The organism is Microcoleus sp. OTE_8_concoct_300 (assembly GCF_031383065.1).
In the GTDB taxonomy this organism is placed as follows: domain Bacteria; phylum Cyanobacteriota; class Cyanobacteriia; order Cyanobacteriales; family Microcoleaceae; genus Microcoleus.
In genome coordinates this window covers 1-21,069 of record NZ_JANMZH010000039.1, presented here as the reverse complement: position 1 = coordinate 21,069, position 21,069 = coordinate 1, and the positions used below count along the sequence as shown (strand labels likewise).

The following is a 21,069-nucleotide window of genomic DNA, read 5'->3' as shown; positions in this document are numbered from 1 at the left end:
CCCATCCCACAATAACAATTAAAATTGTAAGTTATTTAATTCGCGATCCATAGAGGTGAATTTCGGCTGCCCCGGATTCCTCTATTTCTCGATCGTTCCAATGCGATCGCGATGCGTGAATTACCGTTCCCAATTTATGCCAGGACGCCAGCCAAGCGGCTTTTGAGCGGCAATTAAAATGTGGTGAATCATCAGAATAACTCCCTGGATAGCTCGAGATAAATGGGATAGTTAAGCGCACCCTCATGTTTAAGGGTGCTTGGTTTGGAGTGCAACCTGTCAACTTTTGGGTGCATCCGGGCTATCCGGGAAAACAAAATAGTTTCTCAAATTTTCTCGTTGGGTAAATGCCATGTATTGAGCAGTCATCTCTGGAGTTAGTAACTCTATCAACAATCTGTTTTCCACCCAAAGCATCATGAAATCAAAGCCGAAGCTAGTGCGTTGTACAAGCCAATCTTCACGAGCCGCTATTTGCTCAATTTGTTCAACGTTAATAGGGACAGACAACATCGCATGAGTTGCTGTAGATTGAGAAGCAGCCGTATTTTGAATGTACGCACGTAGTTCCTCACTATCACCCGGTACTATCTCAGTTCCCAAAGGATAAACTTCAATTTCTGTACCATATTCATCAAATGGAAAAATGATATAGCCGCCTGGATTAAAAGGATGGGGTGTCGGTTGTCCTTGTAGAATTTCAGCTAGAACTTGGGCAACGTGCTGAGGGTTTTGAGCAGAAATAGAAAGGTGATGAATCATCCGAGTAACTCCATTAATTAGAGGACTTATGCACAGACAATGTAATTATTTCATTGCGATCTGTGCGAAGCAATCTCAAAGCCTTGTTAAACCGTTATGCGTCCCGGACTGAATCAATTAAACTTTGAATCAACGGGATTAGCTCATGAAACTGAGCCGAAACTAAACAGCGATTGATTGGTTTCATGAGCAGTTACTAAAAAACAGTTGATTCATTCGTTCAGAGTGCTCGCAAAGATTCGATCGCCCAAGCAGATCATCAACAATCGCACCTTGGTAGCGTGGCAGCAGGAAATTACCAATGTAACCGTAGGCAGTTGCATCTAATGTGGTGGGTTTATCTCCCATAAAAAACGGTTTGTCTGCCAGAAAGTCCGAAAGGGCTTGAAAATCAGCGCTGATTATCTGACTGATTTCTTCATGACTGTGACGACCGATTCCCTGAGCTTGCATCTGAGAGATAATCGTTTTACGAAACTCTTCGGCAAACGGTTTTGATACGTCTAGCGTCGCTTCAGGGAAAAGCGCCCGTGCAACCAATGAGCGATAGTGTGACCAGTTTTCTTCTATGCCAAAGCGAGTCTCCACGCCTCCCCAGTAGGTGTTTTCTTTGATCGTGCGGCCGAAGGCTAGAGAGGTAGCTCGCTCAACGGGAGTTAAACTAGCATCGAGATCAATTCCTTCTGTTTGCTTGAACATCTCAATGATTAGAAAAACATCACCGATCGAGTTTCCCTGATAGTCGATGAAGGGAATTTTACCCTTGGGAGCAAGCTCAAAACTTTGTGCTGTAATAATCACCTTTTTGTAGGGCAGCTTTGCCATGCGGAGCCAAGTTTCAAGCTCTAGACAGGGTGGGCTGAGGCTCGGTAGTTCCTCAAAGGATGGTGCTGTGTACAAGGTAATCATTTTCAAGACCTGGTTTACGTTGCTCGATGATATATGCTTCAATCCGATAAGGATGCGCCTGCTAGTCGTCGTGCTAACTTCAACTAATGATGAGCGATCGCGCTAATAAGTGCGGTTGCTTCGGAGTTGTACTCTGCGCTAATCGCCCTGGGTTGTCCCTTTGTAACACGCCCTGCGGCTTTAATCAAATCGGCTGCCTTTTCACCAATCATGATGGTGGGTGCATTCGTATTTCCTGTAGTAATCCTTGGCATAATCGAGGCATCCACGACACGCAATCCCTCAATGCCATGTACCCGCAATTGAGAATCTACTACGGCCATTGGATCGGTGCCCATCTTGCACGTTCCCACAGCATGAAAGTTCGTATCTGCCACTTTCCGAACATAAGCTTGGAGTCCTTCATCGCTAGTTACATCGGCACCGGGAGCCACTTCTTCGCCTCGGAACTCATCGAATAAATCGGTGCCGAACAACTCACGAATGATTCTCACGCCTAGCACCAACTTTTGCACATCGGACTCATTCTCGAGATAGTTCATCCGAATGCAAGGTGAGTCTGTGGGATCGATCGAACGCAGGGTGACGCTACCGCGACTCTGGGAATGATTCAAACAGGCTATGCTGGTAAATCCCGGCCCTTGGTTTGGATAGCCAGGAGGAACCCACAGCACTGGGCCTGAGGAACACTGTAAATCTGGCGCAGCATCTAAATTACCTTCAGTATGCAAAAACATTCCAGCTTCTGCGATATTGCTGGTTAGGGCGGGTTGCAAATCTTGAGTGGCTTGATGTGTCACTGGAACAGCGACGTGATCTTGAAGGTTCTGACCCACACCGGCTAAATCAGCAACGACGGGAATATTGAGTGATCGCAAGTATTCTGCATTGCCAATTCCAGACAACATCAGCAGTTTAGGTGAGTCGAAGGCACCCGCTGACAGAATTACTTCCCGATCGACATAAACTTGATGCAGCGTTCCTTCAAGCAGATACTCTAACCCAACCGTGCGCGTTCCTTCAAATAATAGGCGAGTGACTAGGGCACCAGTTTGCACGGTTAAATTAGGGCGATCGAGAATTGGCACTAGAAATGCTGCTGCTGCACTGTGTCGCTTCCCATCTTTGATAGTTAATTGATACAGTCCTGCACCTTCTTGTTGTGCGCCGTTGAAATCGGGGTTGATAGCATAGCCGATGTGCGCTGCTGCTTCGATAAATCGCTGTGAGGTGACGGCAGTTGCGATCGGATCGGTAACGCTCAAGAATCCATCAACACCGTGAAATTCGGACGCGCCTCGCTGCTGATTTTCTGATTTCTTGAAGTAGGGCAAGACATCCTCATAACTCCAGCCGGGATTGCCTAATGCTTGCCAACTATCGAAATCCAGCCGATTTCCGCGAATGTAGACCATGGCATTGATCGAACTGCTGCCACCGACAACTTTTCCGCGCGGCTGAAATATTTTGCGTCCATGGAGATACGGTTCTGGTTCTGTGAAATATGCCCAGTCCACTTCAGTTCCCAGTAAGCCGATCCAGCTTACAGGAACTTGAATTTCTGGTTTAGTAGCCGGATTACCCGCTTCGATCAACAACACGGTGGTTTCAGGATCTTCTGTCAGACGATTGGCAACAACACAACCTGCCGAACCTGCACCAATCACAATGTAATCGTATTGAGTCATGATATTTTCTTCCTATGCTTTTGTTGTCGATCGCAGCTTGGCCACGCCTCAGCGTTTTTGACAATTGGGAACAGTTGAATCACTCATTCGAGGTTCAGACAGCTTGACTTCCCATCCTGGTAAATTCCACCAATTAACTCGCTTATTCTGCTGAATCCAAAAGTTTAGTTGTGTAATCTTGCCATCCTCAAATCTGAGTGTGGGAAAGGTAGGATAACTGGTATCATCGGTTTCGCGATAAGTGCGTCCCAGGTAATTTATGCAGGCCGTTAATCCCTCAGTAATTCCCAATTCTTCCACTCCCCTTCCCTTCAATTTGGCATCATCGTAGCTGAAAGAACCGTTGAATGTATTGCCCGCTAACCCGCCTTTAGTAACAGTGAGGGTGAAATCGTAGGTTACGGGAACTGCGTAGGCTTGGGTTGCAGTTACAACTGTGCTCAGAAGAGTCGTTGCGATCGCCACCGATAGTTTTGAAATTGCTGGCACACTCGCCTCCCGAAAAAGAACAACACTATAAATTTCGCTTTCAATCATCGGGAAACTCCTTGATTACACTTCTATAGTAAGTGATTTAGCGGATATGATATCATCAGTAATCAGTTAAATGCGATCGCAGCAGACTACCAAGCCAACAAAACTTACCGCCTCTGGTGAATAGTGTAAGCTGTTGTGCATCTAATTTGACAGTCAATTTTTCTACAATTATTGTGGGACGGGCATCCTGCCCGTCTCTGTATTCAATAGACCTCTGGCAAAAATCCTTTTCATCAATTGATGGGACGGGCAAGATGCCCATCCCACAAGAGTTATTTTTTCTTGTGGGATGGGCCGAAGAGCCCGTCCTATTTATTTTTGCAAGAGGTCTAATTTAGATGCGTCTTTAATCGTCAAGAATTAACTGAGTAGATTTAACCACATTCATTCCCGCCGCCGCAAATCTTTGAAAAGCTGCATCTGCTTGTTCCGTAAAATCAACAACACCCGGAACAACCACAGGCGAAGTGCAATCTTCCAGTAAATAAACCTTCTTAGCTAACTTCCTATCTCGCGCTAAAATTTCAGTCAGCAAATCATCAATCGTCCAAGCAACGCAGTGACTTTTCGCTTGTCCAGCAATAATTATCGCATCAAAACCTAGCAACTTATCAATAAAAGAAGCATTTTTGTGAGCAATAGAATTGCCATCGGGTCCGTCTAAGACTTCCGGCCGCAAAACAGAATAGTTTTCTGTTAGCGGATTCCCGCCTTTGATTTCAAAAAGTGCTTGGCTGTTGCGGGCGATGCTGTGAAAAAATATTGCTTCTTCCACGGCGGAAACCAGGGCGTGTCCGATGCCGCCCAGCATTGAGTGATACGGCCAAATTGTCAGGGGATATTTGCCATCTTCGCTGAGTTTCTTCACGTAGTGGAGTGCGTGTTTTTGCAGTGCCGAATAGTTACCATTAGCGATGCTGTGGGCGACGGCTGGATTGACTTTCCAGATGCCTTGCTGCACGTCTTCTAAAGTAATTGATGTGGCGGCTGGGAGGGGGTGTTCGCCAGCTTCATTTATCCAAAAGATTGGATGAAAAATTTGCATGGCAGTGTGGGTGTCCATTGTCGGCGCAATGGTTGTAATTGCGTTTAAATTGCGGTAGATAAATTCGCACAGCCGCAGGTTGTCATCGACAGCACCGCTACCGGAACGCCCGCCCACAAATAGTTCAAATTCGGGCAAGCAAAAGGTATTTTGGGCATCGATTATCAGCAAACAAATCTGATTTGTGTCGCTGGTGGCGGGCTGGATGCTGTATTCTTCCGCCCATTCTTTAGCTTCAGCGGCGCGTTCTTGGTAGGGAACTCGCCAGACTTTGCTTACTTTTTTGGTGTCGAAATAGTCGGGGGTGGGGAGTTGGGTTTTTGCTGTCATGGGTGATTTATTTTGGGGTTAGTTATCAGATTTGAGATTTGAGATTTGAAATTTGAGATTGAAGAGTAGTATAATGCTGAGAGCTATTTGCGGGTGAGTCATGCCAATCAAACAAATTCGAGATTTTGCTAGGGGAAGTTTTAAACGAATATTATTGCTTTTTTCGCTCTCCGCATTAGTTGCTATCTTAATTCTAGCAATTAGGTCTTTTTATGTTCAAGATTTTTTAAGAAATGTCTTAATGCAGATCGAGTATCTAGGCGCTTGGGGCCCAGTAGCTTTTATTGTCACCTACAACCTAGCTACTGTACTATTTATACCTGGTTCTGTGTTGACTCTGGGAGGCGGGGTGATTTTTGGTTTGTGGTGGGGTTCGATTTACGTGTTTGTCGCGGCAAGTTTAGGTGCTACGTTTGCTTTTCTGATCGGGCGATACTTGTCGCGCGATCGCGTGGTAAAATATATGGAAGCTTATCCTAAGTTTAAAGCTCTCGATCGCGCAGTTTCCCAAGAAGGATTAAAAATAGTTTTTTTGACTCGTCTTTGTCCTTTACTTCCGTTTAATTTATTAAATTACGCTTTAGGGATTACTCAGGTTTCTTTAAAAGATTATGTGCTAGGTTCCTTCGGCATGATTCCGGCAACAATCTTGTATGTTTACTCGGGTTCTTTGGTGGGGGATATTACTGCGATATGTACGATTAATCAGCCTATCAATCCGCAAGCAGAAGCTGCAAAATGGTTGATTAATATCATCAGTTTTAGTGCTACGGTCGCTGTTACTGTCTATATCACTCGGATTGCCCGCAAGGCTTTGGATGAAAGTATTTAATTAGCAGGATTTGCCCATGTCGCACTCAAAAGTCGATCGCGTAACTGTCCCCCCGATGGACGAACACAACCAGAAATTAGTCTCCTATTTGCATCCGCCAGATTGGGTAAATCCGCAACCGGCTAGTTCTTATAATTTAGTAGTAATTGGCGCCGGACCCGCCGGATTAATTGTGGCTGCAGGTGCCGCAGGTTTGGGCGCGAAAGTTGCTTTAATTGAAAAACATTTAATGGGCGGCGACTGTTTGAATGTCGGTTGCGTGCCGTCAAAAGCTTTAATTCGATCGTCCCGCACTGTCGGCGAGATCTGGAATGCCAGTAAATTTGGCGTTCATGTTTCTGACGGTGCAGAAGTGGATTTTGCCGCTGTGATGGAACGGATGCGCCGCATCAGGGCGGGAATCAGCGATGTTGATTCTGTTCAACGCTACCAGCACAAATTAGGAGTAGATGTTTTCTTAGGTTCTGGTCGTTTTACTAGCAATTCTACCATAGAAGTTGCAGGTCAAACTCTCCGCTTTAAAAAAGCAGTAATTGCCACAGGTGCAAGGGCGCTACAACCACAAATTCCCGGCTTGCAGGAAGCTGGATATCTGACAAATGAAACTGTATTTAACCTCACAGAAAGACCTCAGCGTTTGGCAGTAATTGGCGCAGGGCCGATCGGCTGCGAATTGGCTCAAGCCTTTCGGCGGCTGGGTTCGGAAGTCGTATTGCTGCACAAAAATGCTCAGATTTTAGACAAGGAAGATGCGGATGCTGCTAAAATCGTGCAGCAGGCTTTTGTACGCGAAGAAATTCAACTAATACTAGAATCCCAAATAGAGCGCGTTGAGAAAACAAATGCAGGCAAAGTAATTTATTATAAATCTCAAGGTAAGGAAGCATCGGTAACAGTAGATGAAATTATTGTGAGTACAGGGCGATCGCCCAACGTGGAAGGATTGAATCTGGAGGCTGTCGGTGTCGAATACGATACACAAGCTGGCGTTTTTGTCAACGACAACTTGCAAACTACTAATCCCCGCATTTATGCCGCAGGCGATATTTGCATGAAACATAAATTTACTCACGCTGCTGATTTTGCCGCGAGGATAGTGATTCAAAACACTCTATTTTTCGGGCGCAAAAAACTCAGCGCTTTGACGATACCTTGGTGTACTTACACGGACCCGGAAATTGCGCGCGTCGGATTGGGCGATCGCGAGTTGCAAGCCGCAGGGATTGATATCGATACGTTTTTGATTCCTTTCGATAAAGTCGATCGGGCAATTATTGACGGCGAAGAGGAAGGATTTGTGAAAATTCACGTCAAAAAAGGCAGCGATAAAATATTAGGTGCAACTATTGTAGCGCGACACGCTGGGGATATGATCGGCCAGATTACTTTGGCAATGGTTAACAATATTGGTTTGGGAAAGATTGCTAGCACAATTCACCCGTATCCGACACAAGCTGAGGCAATTCGGAAAGCAGGAGATGCTTACAATCGCACTCGTTTGACGCCGTTTGTGAAAAATTTGTTTAACCGCTGGCTGGCTTGGAGGCGATAAGTAAATAATATCAAATCTGTTAGCATCGGAATTATTCCTATCTCTCTTCTCTTAATCTGCGTGAATCAGCGTGAATCCCTTTTCATCTGCGGTTAATAAGTTTTCTTTTTTTAACCGCAGATGAGGGCAGATTAACACAGATTAACGCAGATGAATTAGAGCTATTCCGGGTTACTTTGATTGTAGTATTAGGAGTTGGGAGATCGCCCGCGCCAACAAACCCTGTCTTAAAAATCCCCTTCATCTACTTGGAATACCGTTAATCCCAAGCGTCTCCACATATCAACCACTTGCTGGCGATCGTCCAAAACAAATTTAATGTTATATTTCCCTTCCATATGCTGCCGATACAACTCTTCCTTCATAATCGCATCCTTCCTCATATCTCCGGTTTTCCGCAGATAAAGAGCGGCATAATTGACCTGATACTGCTGCAACCATTTTTCAGTTTGAGGCTGACAGTCATCTGTTCGGCCCGACACTACAATAATATGGGCGCTGGATTGCCACTTGCGAACGGTATCTAAAACTGGCGGATTGGGCAAATCGCGATCGCACATCGAAGCGTCAAAAGGATTTCTGCCGTTGAGAAGTGCCAGCGTACCGTCCATATCAACAATAATTGCATCCGGCAAATCCGGGTTATATTCCGGTGGCCCAACGGGAACCCGCACGTATTTATTGTACATCTTTATGATCACCTCTTTACCCACCGAATTAAGCCTTTTCAAATCCCGTTTAATACATTCTTCAACCGGAACTTGCAGGAAAGAATCATTAACTTCGACAATGGCTTTACCTTTAACCAACTGTTTGATATGCTCGATGTGAGGTCCGAAATTAGTATCATCAACAATGACGTGCTTGCCGCTTTCCAAAGCCATCAAAATAATCGTATCTCTCAACTGCACAATAAACTTTTCATGGGCCGGCGACCAATGAGAAGCGTGAGCCATTTCTCTGAGCAAATCTTTATTGCTACGCACCCACTTTCCAGGTTCAGACAGCAGCAATTCCCTAGCAAATTGAGATTTTCCCGAAGCGGGTAAACCGACAAGTACAATAACTCTTTTCATGGTAATTAGAAGGAAGTTCGGCAACGGATTCTGTAACGGATGTAACGGATGTAACGGATGTAACGGATGTCAGGAAGAAGAAAGAAGGAAGAATGCTCCTATAGCAAACTTTTTAGCTGTATCTTAGGTTTAATTAGGTGCATTTCTTTCTGCGGTTAGCTAAAATATAATGTTAATCTTCGTTCGTAGTGAGGACTAAATTCCTCATTCCAGAAACGACTGTAGTCGTTACTATAAACCTAGATGGATGTAATCTAAACGCAATAGCTCCTCTATTTTATAGATATTAACATCACGGAGAGCTTCTTTCACTCCCGCAACTCTTCGGGCCCGCAAAGAAAACAAAATCCCGGAATACGGCAAATGTTTCACAGCTAATGCAAAATCTTTCTGAACTTCGATATGTTCGTGCTGTCGGTAAGCTTCCTCGATTTCTTCAACCAAAGATTGATATTTGTCCTTAACTTGTTGATACAACTCACTCCACTCAGGAAAATAAGCTAAAAACTCTTCTCCTTCATTAGTTAAAACAATTTCTATCAGGCGGCGGGTCGAAAACCCTTCGCGCAGATGGGAAATCGCCACATATTGCGGAGACTTAACTTTAACTCTGTTGAAGTTAGTGTCGCAGATAATATACCCTTCCGAATCCATCGGATCTAAATGTTGAGCCGCTTCGATAACTTCTTTCCAGCTAGTTAAAGGATAGGATGCGACCAATTCCCATCCGTATTTATTTGCCCAAATACTCGGGTCGGTTTCTAGCAGCGTTTGAGTGTTGCGAACCCCGTGCAGCACGATTTGATTGTTTTTGGGCTGGACAACTATTCTATTGTAAGGCGTGATCAATTCAAAGATAAAACACTGGTCGGTTTCTTCCGGCAATTGATATCCCAATTCTTGCCAGACTTTCCAAAAAAGTTCGCCAAAGCTGAATCCAAAACCGTTAACTTCGCCGGCAGCGTCGGGAGTGCCGCTAGATTGCACTCTCCATTCTCCCTTGTAAAAATACAGTACAATCAGAGAACCGTCTAGTTTTTCATAAACTTTGGCATGACTCCAATCAATTGCAGCGGCGTGAATTTCTCCGTAATTAAAAAATTTGTCGTAGGGATAAGAAACTATCTGCCAATCGTGAGATGAATCTAAAATAATGCCTCGGCACTGCTGGACTATTTTTTCGCCCAGGGGAGATTCTATCTGCGAGTATTTCAGACAGACTAGATCGGGATATTGGCGGTGGCGGGTAACTTTGATATGATAAGTTTCGGACAAGGTTTCCAATCCGTGCTGGCGTAAATAATCTTGCAGTTCCACGTTCTCTTCCTAAATTTGTCGCCTTTTCTATTTTATCGGTAACTGCATATTTTAGTTAATTTGTAAAAAAAAATAAACTTGCTTTTTTTCTGAATGCCTATTGTGAGCTTTGTATTTTGGAGTATCGTTGTAAATAGGTGAATGCGCTTTACCGAAAAACTGGACTGTTTAGACATCAAGGCAAAAAACAGTGAACAATAAATTATTACTTTTGGCGACTTCGGCCTGTGTATTGACTGTTTTAGTACCTGTATCGCGAGTTTTTGGTGCGTCCGAATTGTCGCAGCGACCGCCGGAAACCAAATCTGTTGCTGTAGCGGGTACGGCTGTTCCGGTAAGTCAAATTTTGAAAAAGTTAAAAGGCAAAACACAAGTACCCATTTTCCTCCCCAGCCGGCTTCCTATTCCGGACAAGCTTTACTATCAAAGCGAAGCGAAAACGGACAGCTATACTATTTCTATGGAGTATACACCAGATTGCCGAGGTGCGGGAGCTTGCTCTTTTGGGGAAATTCGAGGTCAGAAAGGCGGTGAGTTTTCTAGCAAATTAGAAGGGGTAACTAAGACTTTAAAAAATGTTCAACTGGCTGACCGAGTGCAAGGAGTTTTTCACAATGGTTGCGGGGCTTACTGCACAGCAACTCTAGAGTGGAAAAGTCGGGGTTTTATGTATACCGTAGCAATTAAGAACGGACGGGAATCTGATTTAATTTTAATAGCAAATTCTGCTATTAAAGCTGGGAAGCGTTAAGTTTTGTAGTCGGGGCTCCACAACTTCTATCTGTAGGGTGCTCGGTGTGTACCTTACCGTTATTGTATGATATATCTTAACTCGCACTCGCCTCTTACAAGATGCTATGGTTTTTTTGCGCTGACCTACTTAGGGGGAAATCAGGATGAGGGGAAGATGGCTATTTGCGGCGATTTTTGCTGGTGTGGTGATTGCTTTTACGATCGCACTTTTGACACAAAACTCAGCGTTAGCAAGGACAGAACTCTCAATTACAGAAATCCGGTGGTTTAATTTTTCCCCTGAAGATAGCTGGCAGCCGATACAATTTATTGTACCCGATCGCAATACTGCAAAATCTGCCAACGGCGGTAAGTTGCGGTTGTACGATGTTCATATTGCCAAGATGTTTGAGATTTCTCATTTTTTGTGCGATCGCGATCGGGCTTCTGAGGGGTACGATTGGTCTTATGAAGCGGAAAATGGCAATATTGAGGTGGGACGCTTCAAAATTAGCTGCAATCTCGCCCAGTCCATAGCTGCTACTTACGGGTTAGGGCAACCGGAAATTTCAGTCATTCGCCGCAACTTCAACCTGAAAAACGGCGGCCCTTCTCTTGCGATAGAAACATATTCGATTCCAACTCTGAACATTGTTAATAATAGAGTTTTGCAGTGGAGGGATTTTGTGCAAAAGTTTCCCCCAATTCCCGATAATTCAGGTGAAAAGCAAGCTAACAGTAGTTTTCCTGCGAGTAACATCTTTAGGCAAATCAAAGGTAAAACGCGAGTGCCTGTTTTTCTTCCGAGTAGACTTCCTTTATCTGACATTCAGCAAGTTGATTTTGATGTGCAAGCAGGTTCCCACGGTTACATTGTGGGAATGTATTTAGGCAAAGAATGCCGCGCGGGATCCTGTTATTTTGGCACAATCGAAGCTAAAAGAAATGAACCGTTTTCGCCTCCTTCGCAATTACCACAGGATACTTACAGAAGCATTGAATTGGCGAACGGGTTCAGGGGTATTTATTTCAATAATTGCGGTGCTTACTGCACTGCTTTTGTTGAGTGGCAAAGGCTGGGGGTGCTGTACCGAATCACAAGGAAAAACGGACGGCAGCAAGAAGTTGTCCAGATAGCAAATTCTGCACTTCAAGCAGGGCAACGTTAAATTTGGGGGAGAAAGGGAAAAGGTACGCGCGAGCGAAGCTATCCCGAACCCGCGTGCCTTCGGGCCGGGTAGGGAATCGATTTTTTTCGCATTAAATATCCCGTTGCTGTACAATTAAAAAGTACCTAAAAAACTAATGAGATGCCTGCGATTAGTGTTGAAGAAGCCAAGCAGAGTCTGCAAGCTATCTTGGAAAAGGTAGCCAAAGGAGAAGAAGTGACAATCCTACAGTCCGGCCAAGTAGTAGCTCGCATAGTTCCGCCGCTATCCAAGGAACAGCGGTTAGCTAGGCGTAAAGCATTCCGAAACTCCATTAATGTCAAGGGCGAGCCCATGAGTGCAACAGTCATTAGGCTAAGGGAGGAAGCACGGTATTGATTTATATAGATACCAGCGTTCTTGTCCCCTTCTATTTACCAGAAGCTCTCAGCGATGCTGTTGATGAATTGCTGAGGATTGAAGACACACCTGCACTAAGTCAATTAGTTGAGGTGGAACTGTTTTCAGCAGTTGCCCGCAAATTGCGAATGAGGGAAATTTCTCCTGAAGAGGCAAGACAAATAGGACTCGATTTTCAAACTGACTTGGATGAAAATTTTTATACTCGCATCCCCTTAGAGCCAATTCATTACAATTTAGCTCGCGATTGGATTAGCGGCTTTGAAGTACCGTTGCGTACCTTAGATGCACTGCATTTAGCAGTAGCAAGTTCTAATCAGTTGCTTTTGGTGACTGGCGATGAGGCTTTGGCTCGCAGTGCTCGGACTTTAGGAATTGAAGTTCAGTTATTGATTGCCGTAGCTGAGGGCTAAAAGGTCGATCAACCTTTTGTCAAGGAAGCTGCACTTATGCCTCCACCAAAGGTGCATAGCAGGATTTCATATCTTCGCGGGAGATGATTTTGGTTGATGTTTCCGCAGGTTCTAATCCCTTGCGGGCGTTTAACCAAGGCATCTCTGAGTGCGTTAACTCGACCAAATGTTTAGCACTTAATTCTCCATAAGCATTCCAAACTTCTTCGAGGACTTCGAGTTCATCTTCCTCAAATTCTTTTTCAAAATTATCGGGAGCTGGAATATCGCTATATTTGTAAGTTTTGTATTCATTCCAAACATCGCGGACAACTGGACCAGAAACCCAAGCTTCAATATCTTGATCAAATAGCGGGCGGCTTCTAAAGACCAAACTCCAAGCTTGTGCATAATACACGAGCTTTTGCAGTTTCAGAGGAGAAATGGTATCGCCGGCTTCTCGATCGACACGGCATAAAAAGTAACGAGCTACGTCAAGAGCACTTTTCATAGTTTTAGGATTTTAGTAATTTGACAAATTCACTTTTGATGCTAAGCTATTTGGTGGCTTTAGAAGTACGATCGCAAGTACGATCGCTCTTTTCCCCTCGCAACTACATTTCTCTCCCCAATCCCGCAACCTTTGAGCTAATTCTTTCTCGGTGCTGTTGAGCTAACTGCTCAGGCAAACCAGGTTCATCCGGCTCGACCCTAGGTAAATCTTACATCGCCGGCAGCCTTTGCTTCGGAATGTCGATCGCAAGAGAGTGCAAGGGACGCCGAATGCTGGATGGGAAACATCATCAAGGCTGACTGCTACTGGCGGTCATACAATTTTAGATTTTAGATTTTAGGTTTTAGATTGGCAATGGCTTATTATGTAAAGGTTTGGAGCTTGCCTACCGTTGCATCTGAGATGTTGCACCATTGTCAAGAACGGGCAAGATGCCCGTTCCACAAAGAATGAGTTTTCTTGTGGAACAGGCATCTTGCCTGTTCCTAAACAAGTAATTGAGAATGGTGCAATATCTCAGTTGCATCCTTTTTTCAAACGGGCGGTCAAAATCTGGTATTTCTATTTTATTGCCCGAATTATCCCAACCAGCAATTAAAGTCCCCACCTGCGGTACGCTAGATCAGGTGAATATATTGGCTGATTTCAAGCTATCCTCCGATCGATCTTATGTCCCCAACCACATCTGCCCCCTCCCGAACCGTTCGCATTGGTTCCCGCAAAAGCCAACTCGCTCTCGTGCAAACCCACTGGGTGCAAGAACAGCTAGAGAAACACTTCCCGGAACACACTTTTGAAGTCCACACCATGTCCACCCAAGGGGACATAATTCTTGATGTCGCCCTCGCTAAAATTGGCGATAAAGGACTTTTTACCAAAGAATTAGAAACGGGAATGATTAACAATGAAACGGACTTTGCCGTTCATTCCCTCAAAGATTTGCCTACCAATTTACCCGAAGGTTTAATTTTAGGATGCGTCACCGAACGGGAAAATCCCGCTGACGCCTTGGTAGTTCACTCTAAGCACAAAGACAAGCAACTCGACACCCTCCCAGAAGGTGCAGTAATCGGTACTTCTTCCCTGCGCAGGCTGGCTCAACTGCGGCACCATTTCCCTCATTTTGAATTTAAAGATATTCGCGGCAATCTCAATACTCGACTCGCTAAATTAGATGAGGGCGGTTACGACGCGATTATTTTAGCAGTTGCGGGATTGGAAAGATTGGGAATGGGCGATCGCATCCACCAAATTATCCCTGCTGAAATCTCCCTTCACGCCGTCGGACAAGGTGCTTTGGGCATCGAATGCCGCGCCGGAGATACAGAAATCATGGCAGTGATTAAAGCTCTCGAACACTCGGAAACCGCCCAAAGATGTTATGCTGAACGCGCATTTCTGCGGGAATTAGAAGGCGGCTGTCAAGTGCCGATCGGCGTCAATACCAAAATAGAAAACGGTCAATTAACCTTAACCGGAATGGTATCGAGTCTCGACGGCCAGCGATTCGTCAAAGATACTGTTTCCGGCGCCGCCGAGACTGCTGAACTGCTGGGAATTGACCTCGCTCACCGCCTCCGCCAACAGGGAGCTAGTGAAATTTTGGAGGAAATATTTGTCCAAGTTCAGCGCGGTTCCTAAACCCGAGCGGCATCTATTTGTCAATGCTTTTAGACGCGATATATCGCCTTTTGTAAAATAAAAATAACAGGCGGTTCGCTTTTGCTTTCACAGGTACACTAGCAGTATGTTTGTAGATTTTTGATGGGATTTTTGATGGGACTTACGCACCCGACCTCAGAAACCCGGTTTGTTCTATATCTCGTCGTCAAAGCAAGGATTTTCGCTGATTCCGGGTTCAAGAGCGTAAGTCCTATTAGAGCATAAATTGACCCTCGGTTTCAAAAAATTCTGACTAATTTAGGACGCTCCGCACGGGTGGAGGATTCGATTTAGGAACCAAGATTGCTCGCAGAAATCAAGTTTTTTTCGTAAGTCCTATAATTTTCAATATACCATCCAAAATCTACCATCAAACATCAGAAATTAATCAGCAATTTATTTCAGGGAAAGGCAAAATATGAGCGTTAGAGAAACTCAAATAAAGCTGGAAGTGAAAAAAGTTCAGCAACTTTATCGCAAAATGCAGGCAGACCAAAAAGCTTTGCAGCAGCAATTGAAAGAGTTTAAAAGTCAGGCAGGAAATTTTTCGGATGTAGTCGAGCAAGTCTTGCCGTCCGTAGTTTCAGTTTACGTTATGGATTGGGATACACAAGAAGAGATTTCTTCAGGGAGTGGCTTCTTTGTATCGCCGGACATAATTGTTACGAACTATCACGTTGTCGAAGATATTGCCGATGAAGATTACTTCTATGAAGAAGATGAAATCGAAGAGGTTTTAGTGGAAACTCACGACGGAAAATTGAGATTGGCAGAAGTCGTGTTTACTGGTAATGCTGAAGAAGATTTAGCTTTGCTCTTAATTAGCGATTTAACCTTCAACCCGGAAACAGGGGAACAAGTGGCATCTCCCCAGGAATATCCTCCCCTAGAGTTGTCTTTTGATGTGAAACTGGGAGATAGAGTAATTGCTGTGGGCAATCCTTTGGGGCAGTTTGCTTCAACTGTAACTCAAGGTATTATTAGTGCAATTCGCGAACCAGAAGAGTATGAAGAAGGCGAGGAAGATGATGATGTTGGTGAGGTGAAGGTGTTGCAAACTGATGCGGCGATTAATCCGGGAAATTCCGGCGGGCCGCTGATTAATATGGCCGGTCAAGTGGTTGGGGTGAATACGTGGGGATGGGAAGATGCTGATAATATTAATTTGGCGATCGCCTCTGAAGCTTTGGATGATTTTTTAGCGGGATTTGAAGAAACTTTTGAGGAGGATTCTCAGAATTAGTCGGGAGTTGTCGGTAATATGTGATTCGGGCGATCGCCCTCGATCGAAATAAGGGCGATCGTTCTTTTTTTACCGCAGATAAACGCAGATGGGATAAGAAAGATTGCCTGTTTTTTGCGAAAGAGCTCTCGCTATTTTCGAGCGCAGATATATCGCCCTTAATCCAAGTCTAAATGCAATTTAATAGCAGCATCTATCAACTACATGATTTCCTCAGTTATACTTCCTACTACGTCACTGTTGATTCGCTGTTTAGAAATTGTCCGCACTTGCTGTGCTTGCACTTTTGAATGTTTGGACAAACCACTATCCTCTGGATTTAGCAATACCTCAAAAGGATAAATGCGAGTAACATTCGACGTAATCGGTAAAATCGGGACTGTATTTGCAGCACGGTTATTAGCATCATTGCTGACTATTAATATGGGACGGCGTTTATCCATCTCGGAACCCACCGCAGGGCTTAGGTTTGCATAGTAAATTTCACCACGTTTCATCTGTCAGTCCATCTGCAACTGTCGCGTCCCAATCCGGGTCATTTTCTAGAGATGCTTCTCGGTAGGCCGACTCTAGTTCTAAACGCCTCAATAACTTCAGTGCTACTTCTATTACTTGGGAGTCAGATTCACATCCCTTGGCAATTTTGTAGCTTTCAATAAACTGTGCTAGCGATCGCGGTAAAGAAATCGATATTTGTTCAGCTTGGGTCATCTTAGCAATTGGTAATTACAAAGATTATTTTTAGATTATAGCACGGGCGATCGAGTCAAGTAAATTTTACTATTGACTGAGCGATCGCCTGTTTTTTGGGAAAGGGCGATCGTAATTTGTTACCGCAGATAAACGTGGATGGAAAAAGGACGATCGCTCTTCCACGCAAAAGATCGATCGCCCTTTCCCTTATAAAAAAAGATCGCCCCATCATATCTGTAGGGGCGATCGCATTCCCCACGACTCGCTTGACAGTCTAGTTTGTGTCAGGTAAAATAAATATCTAGTTCTCTGATTATTAATCTGATTATCAACGGGTAAAATCTACCGATCGGATGAACTAATAAAACTGACTCAAAGGCTAATTTATGGTAAGCATAATTTCTGAACATATTACAATTAATCCCGGTTTTTGCGGTGGGCAACCTTGCATTACTGGACATAGAATTAAGGTACAAGATGTGGTAATTTGGCATGAGGAAATGGGAATGTCACCAGAGGAGATTATTTACCATTATCCTTCAATTACTCTAGCTGATGTTTATGCGGCTTTGACTTATTATCACGATCATCGTGAAGAAATTAGGACACAAATTAGAGCAGATGAAACCTTTGTCCGCGAGTTGCAAGCCCAAAATCCGTCTATCCTTCAGCAAAAATTAAAAAGCCTAAATGTCAAGAAGTATTAACTTTCACTTAGATGAAAATGTAAGTAATGCCATTGCGATCGGCCTGCGAAGGTATGAGATTAATGTGACGACTACAACGGAAGCAGGTTTATTGGGAAAGCCTGATGAACTTCATGTAGAATTTGCGATGGCGGAAGGGAGAGTAATTTTTACTCAAGATGCAGATTTTTTAAGGATAAATCAAGCTGGATTACCTCATAATGGGATTATTTACTGTCATAAAAATAGTCGATCGATTGGAGAAATTTTGAGAAGTTTGGTAATGATTTGGGAGTATCTTGAGTTGGACGATCTGACAGGGCGTGTGGAGTTTATTTAAGACTAACGATCGCCCTTCAAAAAAAGAGTGATCCCCTTTCTCCCAAAAAAGATCGATCGCCCTTCCACACAAAAAAGCGATCGCACCTCTCATAAAAAAGCGATGAGTATTAGATATTGATTTATGCAGCCTCAGTCAAAGTCCTGACACGCAAAACTTCATTAGACATCAACGGTTCAATTTCCGACTCAGCTAAGGTAATTACAGCTATAGTTTCACCTAAAGCATTAAAAACTTCGAGACTGTAGCCATCCTCATCGGGGTGGGGATGATGCTCAACAATAGTGGCAATATCTCCTCGACAGAGTTTGTAGTTGGGTACATCTGTTCGTAATGCTACTCTTTTAAACAAGGGAAATTTCATTTTTATACCTCCTTATTGGGATATAGGGTGATAAACTTGGTTTTTTGCGAGGGAAACTCAGTCATCCAAATAGTTACTACTGACAGGCTTGTTCCGTTAGGACCAGTTAACGTGCCGCGAATTTCATACTTATTACCATAGCGCGTTTGTTCGGTTGGTGTTGCATCCAGAGGCAAAATTTGTTCTTTTAAGTCTTGTTCTAGTTGTTGCCAGTTGTCTAGGGTGTAATTGGCTCGTGCAAGAAATAAAGATTTATCATCTTCTACTAAGAACTTGAGCAAATACTGAGTTATTTTTGCTTCAGCAATAATGGTATCATTAGGTAGTTTCATTTACTTAATTTTGTAATATTAGTACGAGCGACTAAAAATTATATATTATTTTTAGCAAGACCTGAATTGGTAATTACAAAGATTATTTATTGAATTTAACGGTGAGGTGGGAATGGTCGTTCGGGGTTATCGGTTGGGTGGGGGCGGGTTTATCAAGATTATCGGTGAGTGGCAAAATTGATCGGTGAACCCGCCCCTACAGATTTTATTCAATTGCACTTAACCGTTACAGACAAACTGTTGCTTTTCAAACCAGTTACATCAGTTACACTCACAGAGTTTGAAGCATCCTTCGGCCCCCCACTTCCACTTCCAACACATTTTACTTTAGAGTTAATCGTGCCACTACCATTGGGTGGTGAGATTGTTCCTTTTCCAACAGTAGTTCCTACAGTATAACCAGATACTTCCCAACTGCTGGCATTACCATCTTTATCTTCATAGGTAAACATTAGCTGAGCCGTTGACCCCCATCCTAACGTGCAGGTTTTTCCACCATTACAAGTGAAGCTGGTAACGACGGGAGCGCTACCACTTGAGGGATTTATTTGCCCACCTATAGCGCGTGCTGTAGCTCCTGGGTTTGTTGCTAGTAGCTTACAGCCTTCAGGATTGTTTATACACCAATCAGCCACAGCTAAGGTAGTTCCAATAGCAGTAGCTAAAGCTACAATACCTGCACCTCTTAATGCAAGCCTTCCCAGGTTCCTTACAGGAATACATGATGCGATTAAACTAGATTGTGGCAGATTTAATGAAACTGTACTTTGGAGATTAGAAAAAGCTAAAAATTCTCTGCTTGATGGTTCTGGAGATAGAGAGCTACAGAATCCCAAATTTTTCTTCATCCATTCTTTAATCGCTTCAAGAATTTTAGGTTGGCTTCTCAATCTCTGTTTTGCCATATCTAAGTCAATTGGTTTTACTTCTTTAACCGACTCAACCTTTGAAGTTGTAGAAACAAATCGATCCACTCCAGGACTAGGTTGCCCGGAGCTAGTAGAAGGTTGAGGTGTAGGTGTAGGTGTATTTAAGTTTGGCCTAGAACCAGGGTTATAATCACCTCCTCCGCCTGGACTAATACCACCTGTGCCGCCAACTGATGCCAATAATATAGGATACATAGAAACCAAAGGAATTTGCCTTTCCATCTTGAAGTATAGTGATTCATTACTGGTAGTTTCCCTGACTTCCCCCCAGAAGATTTCACCATTTATACTTTCTAATATTTCAATATCTAGGTTATCATAGCTTTGTTTGATCGAATATTTTTTAGGTTGACTTGGAGCAAAATTATTACGAATACCTTGAAGTCGGCTACATTCATTTAATTCGCAGTTATAAAAAATATATTCATCACTATTTTGAGTTATCTCAACATAATTATTGTAAGCTGGTAGAAAAGTTTGACCATTTGATGATGGCACATAAATACTGTAAAGCCATATACCTGCTAAAGAGTTATTATCGAGTTCGGGTTGAATGGGTTGACTTGGATTAGGTTGATCAACTTGAGGTCTACTTTGCGGTTGACCCGAACCCGGATTATCAAAATCAGGACGCACCGGCTGATTCGGTCCCGGATCTTGAGGAAACGGCGGCGCTTGCGGATTACTCCCAGGCGGAACACTCGGTGCATCATCAAACTCCCCCGGAGCTCGCTGCACCAACCAATCCGAAATATTCCTTTCCACAGCAGGCGGAGTCGCCGCCACCACCAGATCCGAAGACTTAACTAAATTCACCGTGCAAATAGTAGAATTAAAACTAAAAACCGTACAAAGTGCAGCCGATAAAGCCCGATTGACAATCGTACCAGGAGCCAGCAAAGCACTCATTAAAACTGCAAAAAAGCTGACAATACCCAGAGCAAAAATACGAATACGACGCATAATTTACCTCAACTTAATGACTAAATCATCTTCTCATTAACCCTGTAGGGGTGGGTTCGCCTAGATATTTGACACCCATCCAAAAATTATGTAAACCCGCCCCCACCCCACCCATATATCGAGAATTAATAGAATTTAACGGTGAGGCGCGAATAGTTATTCGGGGGTTATTGGTTGGGTGGGGGCGGGTTTATTAAGATTATCGGTGGGTAGCAAAATTGATCGGTGAACCCGCCCCTACAACTCTAAAACGGCAAAATTCTCCGAATTCCCCTCTGAATCACATCCTTAAATACCTCTTGAGCAAAATCTCCAAACCAACCCTGCGCTTCCCCAGGTTTTACCTCTTCCGCATCCGCATTTTCCGCAGGTTTCTCATCCACCTTCAAAGCAGATTTCTCCATCCCCACCTGCGACATCATCCCCACAAATGTATTAATCGGAATCGCTGAATTAAACCCCGTTTTTACTTCTTCTTGCCTTCCCCCAGCCTCATTTTGCACTCGACCAACTGTATCTCCCTGTCCGTGAATTCCAATCACTCGGCCGCTAACATCAAAAACAGGCCCGCCGCTCATTCCCCGCCGCGTCACTGCGTCGTAA

The 21,069-nt window shown here is 43.9% G+C and carries 24 protein-coding genes and 1 pseudogene; 10 read left to right on the top strand and 15 right to left on the bottom strand.

What is annotated here, in order from left to right; translation table 11 throughout:
* Positions 1-279: 279 nt before the first annotated feature.
* From ACUVJL_RS02220 to ACUVJL_RS02195, 6 genes are all read right to left on the bottom strand, one after another.
* On the bottom strand, positions 280-762 hold the full coding sequence (locus ACUVJL_RS02220) for a hypothetical protein (RefSeq protein ID WP_445244351.1): 483 nt from the start codon (positions 760-762) through the stop codon (positions 280-282).
* A 183-nt stretch (positions 763-945) separates the two neighbouring features.
* Complete coding sequence (locus tag ACUVJL_RS02215) at positions 946-1,671, bottom strand: glutathione S-transferase family protein (RefSeq protein ID WP_445244350.1); 726 nt, start codon at positions 1,669-1,671, stop codon at positions 946-948.
* Positions 1,672-1,754: 83 nt separating this feature from the next.
* Entirely contained in the window at positions 1,755-3,359 is a 1,605-nt protein-coding gene (locus ACUVJL_RS02210) for a GMC family oxidoreductase (protein ID WP_445244349.1), read from the bottom strand.
* Between the two features lie 48 nt (positions 3,360-3,407).
* Positions 3,408-3,896: a hypothetical protein gene (locus ACUVJL_RS02205; protein ID WP_445244348.1), complete on the bottom strand. Its 489-nt coding sequence runs from the start codon at positions 3,894-3,896 to the stop codon at positions 3,408-3,410.
* A 55-nt stretch (positions 3,897-3,951) separates the two neighbouring features.
* Positions 3,952-4,149: a hypothetical protein gene (locus ACUVJL_RS02200; RefSeq protein ID WP_445244347.1), complete on the bottom strand. Its 198-nt coding sequence runs from the start codon at positions 4,147-4,149 to the stop codon at positions 3,952-3,954.
* A 93-nt stretch (positions 4,150-4,242) separates the two neighbouring features.
* Positions 4,243-5,271: an isochorismatase gene (locus ACUVJL_RS02195; protein ID WP_445244346.1), complete on the bottom strand. Its 1,029-nt coding sequence runs from the start codon at positions 5,269-5,271 to the stop codon at positions 4,243-4,245.
* Positions 5,272-5,371: 100 nt separating this feature from the next.
* Between ACUVJL_RS02195 and ACUVJL_RS02190 the strand changes: the two genes are divergently transcribed.
* Together ACUVJL_RS02190 and ACUVJL_RS02185 are read left to right on the top strand one after the other, a co-directional pair.
* Entirely contained in the window at positions 5,372-6,103 is a 732-nt protein-coding gene (locus tag ACUVJL_RS02190; RefSeq protein WP_445244345.1) for a TVP38/TMEM64 family protein, read from the top strand.
* A 16-nt stretch (positions 6,104-6,119) separates the two neighbouring features.
* Positions 6,120-7,655: a mercuric reductase gene (locus ACUVJL_RS02185; protein ID WP_445244344.1), complete on the top strand. Its 1,536-nt coding sequence runs from the start codon at positions 6,120-6,122 to the stop codon at positions 7,653-7,655.
* Between the two features lie 227 nt (positions 7,656-7,882).
* Here the strand turns inward: ACUVJL_RS02185 and ACUVJL_RS02180 are convergent, their stop codons facing one another.
* Both ACUVJL_RS02180 and ACUVJL_RS02175 read right to left on the bottom strand, forming a co-directional pair.
* Positions 7,883-8,731 (bottom strand): phosphatase domain-containing protein, encoded by an 849-nt coding sequence (locus tag ACUVJL_RS02180; RefSeq protein WP_445244343.1) that lies wholly within the window; start codon positions 8,729-8,731, stop codon positions 7,883-7,885.
* A 231-nt stretch (positions 8,732-8,962) separates the two neighbouring features.
* Entirely contained in the window at positions 8,963-10,048 is a 1,086-nt protein-coding gene (locus ACUVJL_RS02175) for a T4 RnlA family RNA ligase (protein WP_445244342.1), read from the bottom strand.
* A gap of 190 nt (positions 10,049-10,238) precedes the next feature.
* Here ACUVJL_RS02175 and ACUVJL_RS02170 point away from each other — a divergent pair, with 190 nt between their 5' ends.
* From ACUVJL_RS02170 to ACUVJL_RS02155, 4 genes are all read left to right on the top strand, one after another.
* Complete coding sequence (locus ACUVJL_RS02170) at positions 10,239-10,799, top strand: hypothetical protein (protein ID WP_445244341.1); 561 nt, start codon at positions 10,239-10,241, stop codon at positions 10,797-10,799.
* 145 nt (positions 10,800-10,944) lie between these two features.
* Complete coding sequence (locus ACUVJL_RS02165) at positions 10,945-11,949, top strand: hypothetical protein (RefSeq protein ID WP_445244340.1); 1,005 nt, start codon at positions 10,945-10,947, stop codon at positions 11,947-11,949.
* A gap of 141 nt (positions 11,950-12,090) precedes the next feature.
* Positions 12,091-12,327: a type II toxin-antitoxin system Phd/YefM family antitoxin gene (locus ACUVJL_RS02160; RefSeq protein ID WP_445171848.1), complete on the top strand. Its 237-nt coding sequence runs from the start codon at positions 12,091-12,093 to the stop codon at positions 12,325-12,327.
* A complete protein-coding gene (locus ACUVJL_RS02155; RefSeq protein ID WP_445244339.1) occupies positions 12,324-12,761 on the top strand; it encodes a type II toxin-antitoxin system VapC family toxin in 438 nt (145 codons plus the stop codon). The genes ACUVJL_RS02160 and ACUVJL_RS02155 overlap by 4 nt, the downstream gene beginning before the upstream one ends.
* A gap of 34 nt (positions 12,762-12,795) precedes the next feature.
* On the opposite strand, the gene ACUVJL_RS02150 is transcribed toward ACUVJL_RS02155, so the two are convergent.
* Positions 12,796-13,251 carry a Panacea domain-containing protein gene (locus ACUVJL_RS02150; protein WP_445244338.1) on the bottom strand — a complete coding sequence of 152 codons (456 nt, stop codon included), beginning with the start codon at positions 13,249-13,251 and terminating at the stop codon, positions 12,796-12,798.
* A 672-nt stretch (positions 13,252-13,923) separates the two neighbouring features.
* On the opposite strand from ACUVJL_RS02150, the gene hemC reads away from it, so the two are divergent.
* The gene (gene hemC / locus ACUVJL_RS02145; protein ID WP_445244337.1) at positions 13,924-14,895 is read left to right on the top strand and encodes a hydroxymethylbilane synthase; all 972 of its coding nucleotides are present in this window, start codon (positions 13,924-13,926) and stop codon (positions 14,893-14,895) included.
* Positions 14,896-15,334: 439 nt separating this feature from the next.
* A complete protein-coding gene (locus tag ACUVJL_RS02140) occupies positions 15,335-16,159 on the top strand; it encodes a S1C family serine protease (protein WP_445244336.1) in 825 nt (274 codons plus the stop codon).
* Positions 16,160-16,359: 200 nt separating this feature from the next.
* Here ACUVJL_RS02140 and ACUVJL_RS02135 read toward each other — a convergent pair whose 3' ends face one another.
* Positions 16,360-16,656: a type II toxin-antitoxin system PemK/MazF family toxin gene (locus ACUVJL_RS02135; protein WP_445244335.1), complete on the bottom strand. Its 297-nt coding sequence runs from the start codon at positions 16,654-16,656 to the stop codon at positions 16,360-16,362.
* Entirely contained in the window at positions 16,643-16,870 is a 228-nt protein-coding gene (locus tag ACUVJL_RS02130) for a CopG family transcriptional regulator (RefSeq protein WP_340519537.1), read from the bottom strand. The genes ACUVJL_RS02135 and ACUVJL_RS02130 overlap by 14 nt, the downstream gene beginning before the upstream one ends.
* A gap of 368 nt (positions 16,871-17,238) precedes the next feature.
* Between ACUVJL_RS02130 and ACUVJL_RS02125 the strand changes: the two genes are divergently transcribed.
* On the top strand, positions 17,239-17,559 hold the full coding sequence (locus tag ACUVJL_RS02125) for a DUF433 domain-containing protein (RefSeq protein ID WP_445244334.1): 321 nt from the start codon (positions 17,239-17,241) through the stop codon (positions 17,557-17,559).
* Positions 17,543-17,878 carry a DUF5615 family PIN-like protein gene (locus tag ACUVJL_RS02120; RefSeq protein WP_445244333.1) on the top strand — a complete coding sequence of 112 codons (336 nt, stop codon included), beginning with the start codon at positions 17,543-17,545 and terminating at the stop codon, positions 17,876-17,878. The genes ACUVJL_RS02125 and ACUVJL_RS02120 overlap by 17 nt, the downstream gene beginning before the upstream one ends.
* A gap of 121 nt (positions 17,879-17,999) precedes the next feature.
* On the opposite strand, the gene ACUVJL_RS02115 is transcribed toward ACUVJL_RS02120, so the two are convergent.
* The 4 genes and pseudogenes from ACUVJL_RS02115 to ACUVJL_RS02100 form a co-directional block, all read right to left on the bottom strand.
* Positions 18,000-18,242 (bottom strand): DUF4926 domain-containing protein, encoded by a 243-nt coding sequence (locus ACUVJL_RS02115; protein WP_445244332.1) that lies wholly within the window; start codon positions 18,240-18,242, stop codon positions 18,000-18,002.
* A gap of 2 nt (positions 18,243-18,244) precedes the next feature.
* The gene (locus ACUVJL_RS02110; protein ID WP_445244331.1) at positions 18,245-18,574 is read right to left on the bottom strand and encodes a DUF6883 domain-containing protein; all 330 of its coding nucleotides are present in this window, start codon (positions 18,572-18,574) and stop codon (positions 18,245-18,247) included.
* Positions 18,575-18,783: 209 nt separating this feature from the next.
* The gene (locus tag ACUVJL_RS02105; protein ID WP_445244330.1) at positions 18,784-20,466 is read right to left on the bottom strand and encodes a hypothetical protein; all 1,683 of its coding nucleotides are present in this window, start codon (positions 20,464-20,466) and stop codon (positions 18,784-18,786) included.
* Between the two features lie 245 nt (positions 20,467-20,711).
* A pseudogene (locus tag ACUVJL_RS02100) lies at positions 20,712-21,069 on the bottom strand (hypothetical protein); the annotation flags it as partial.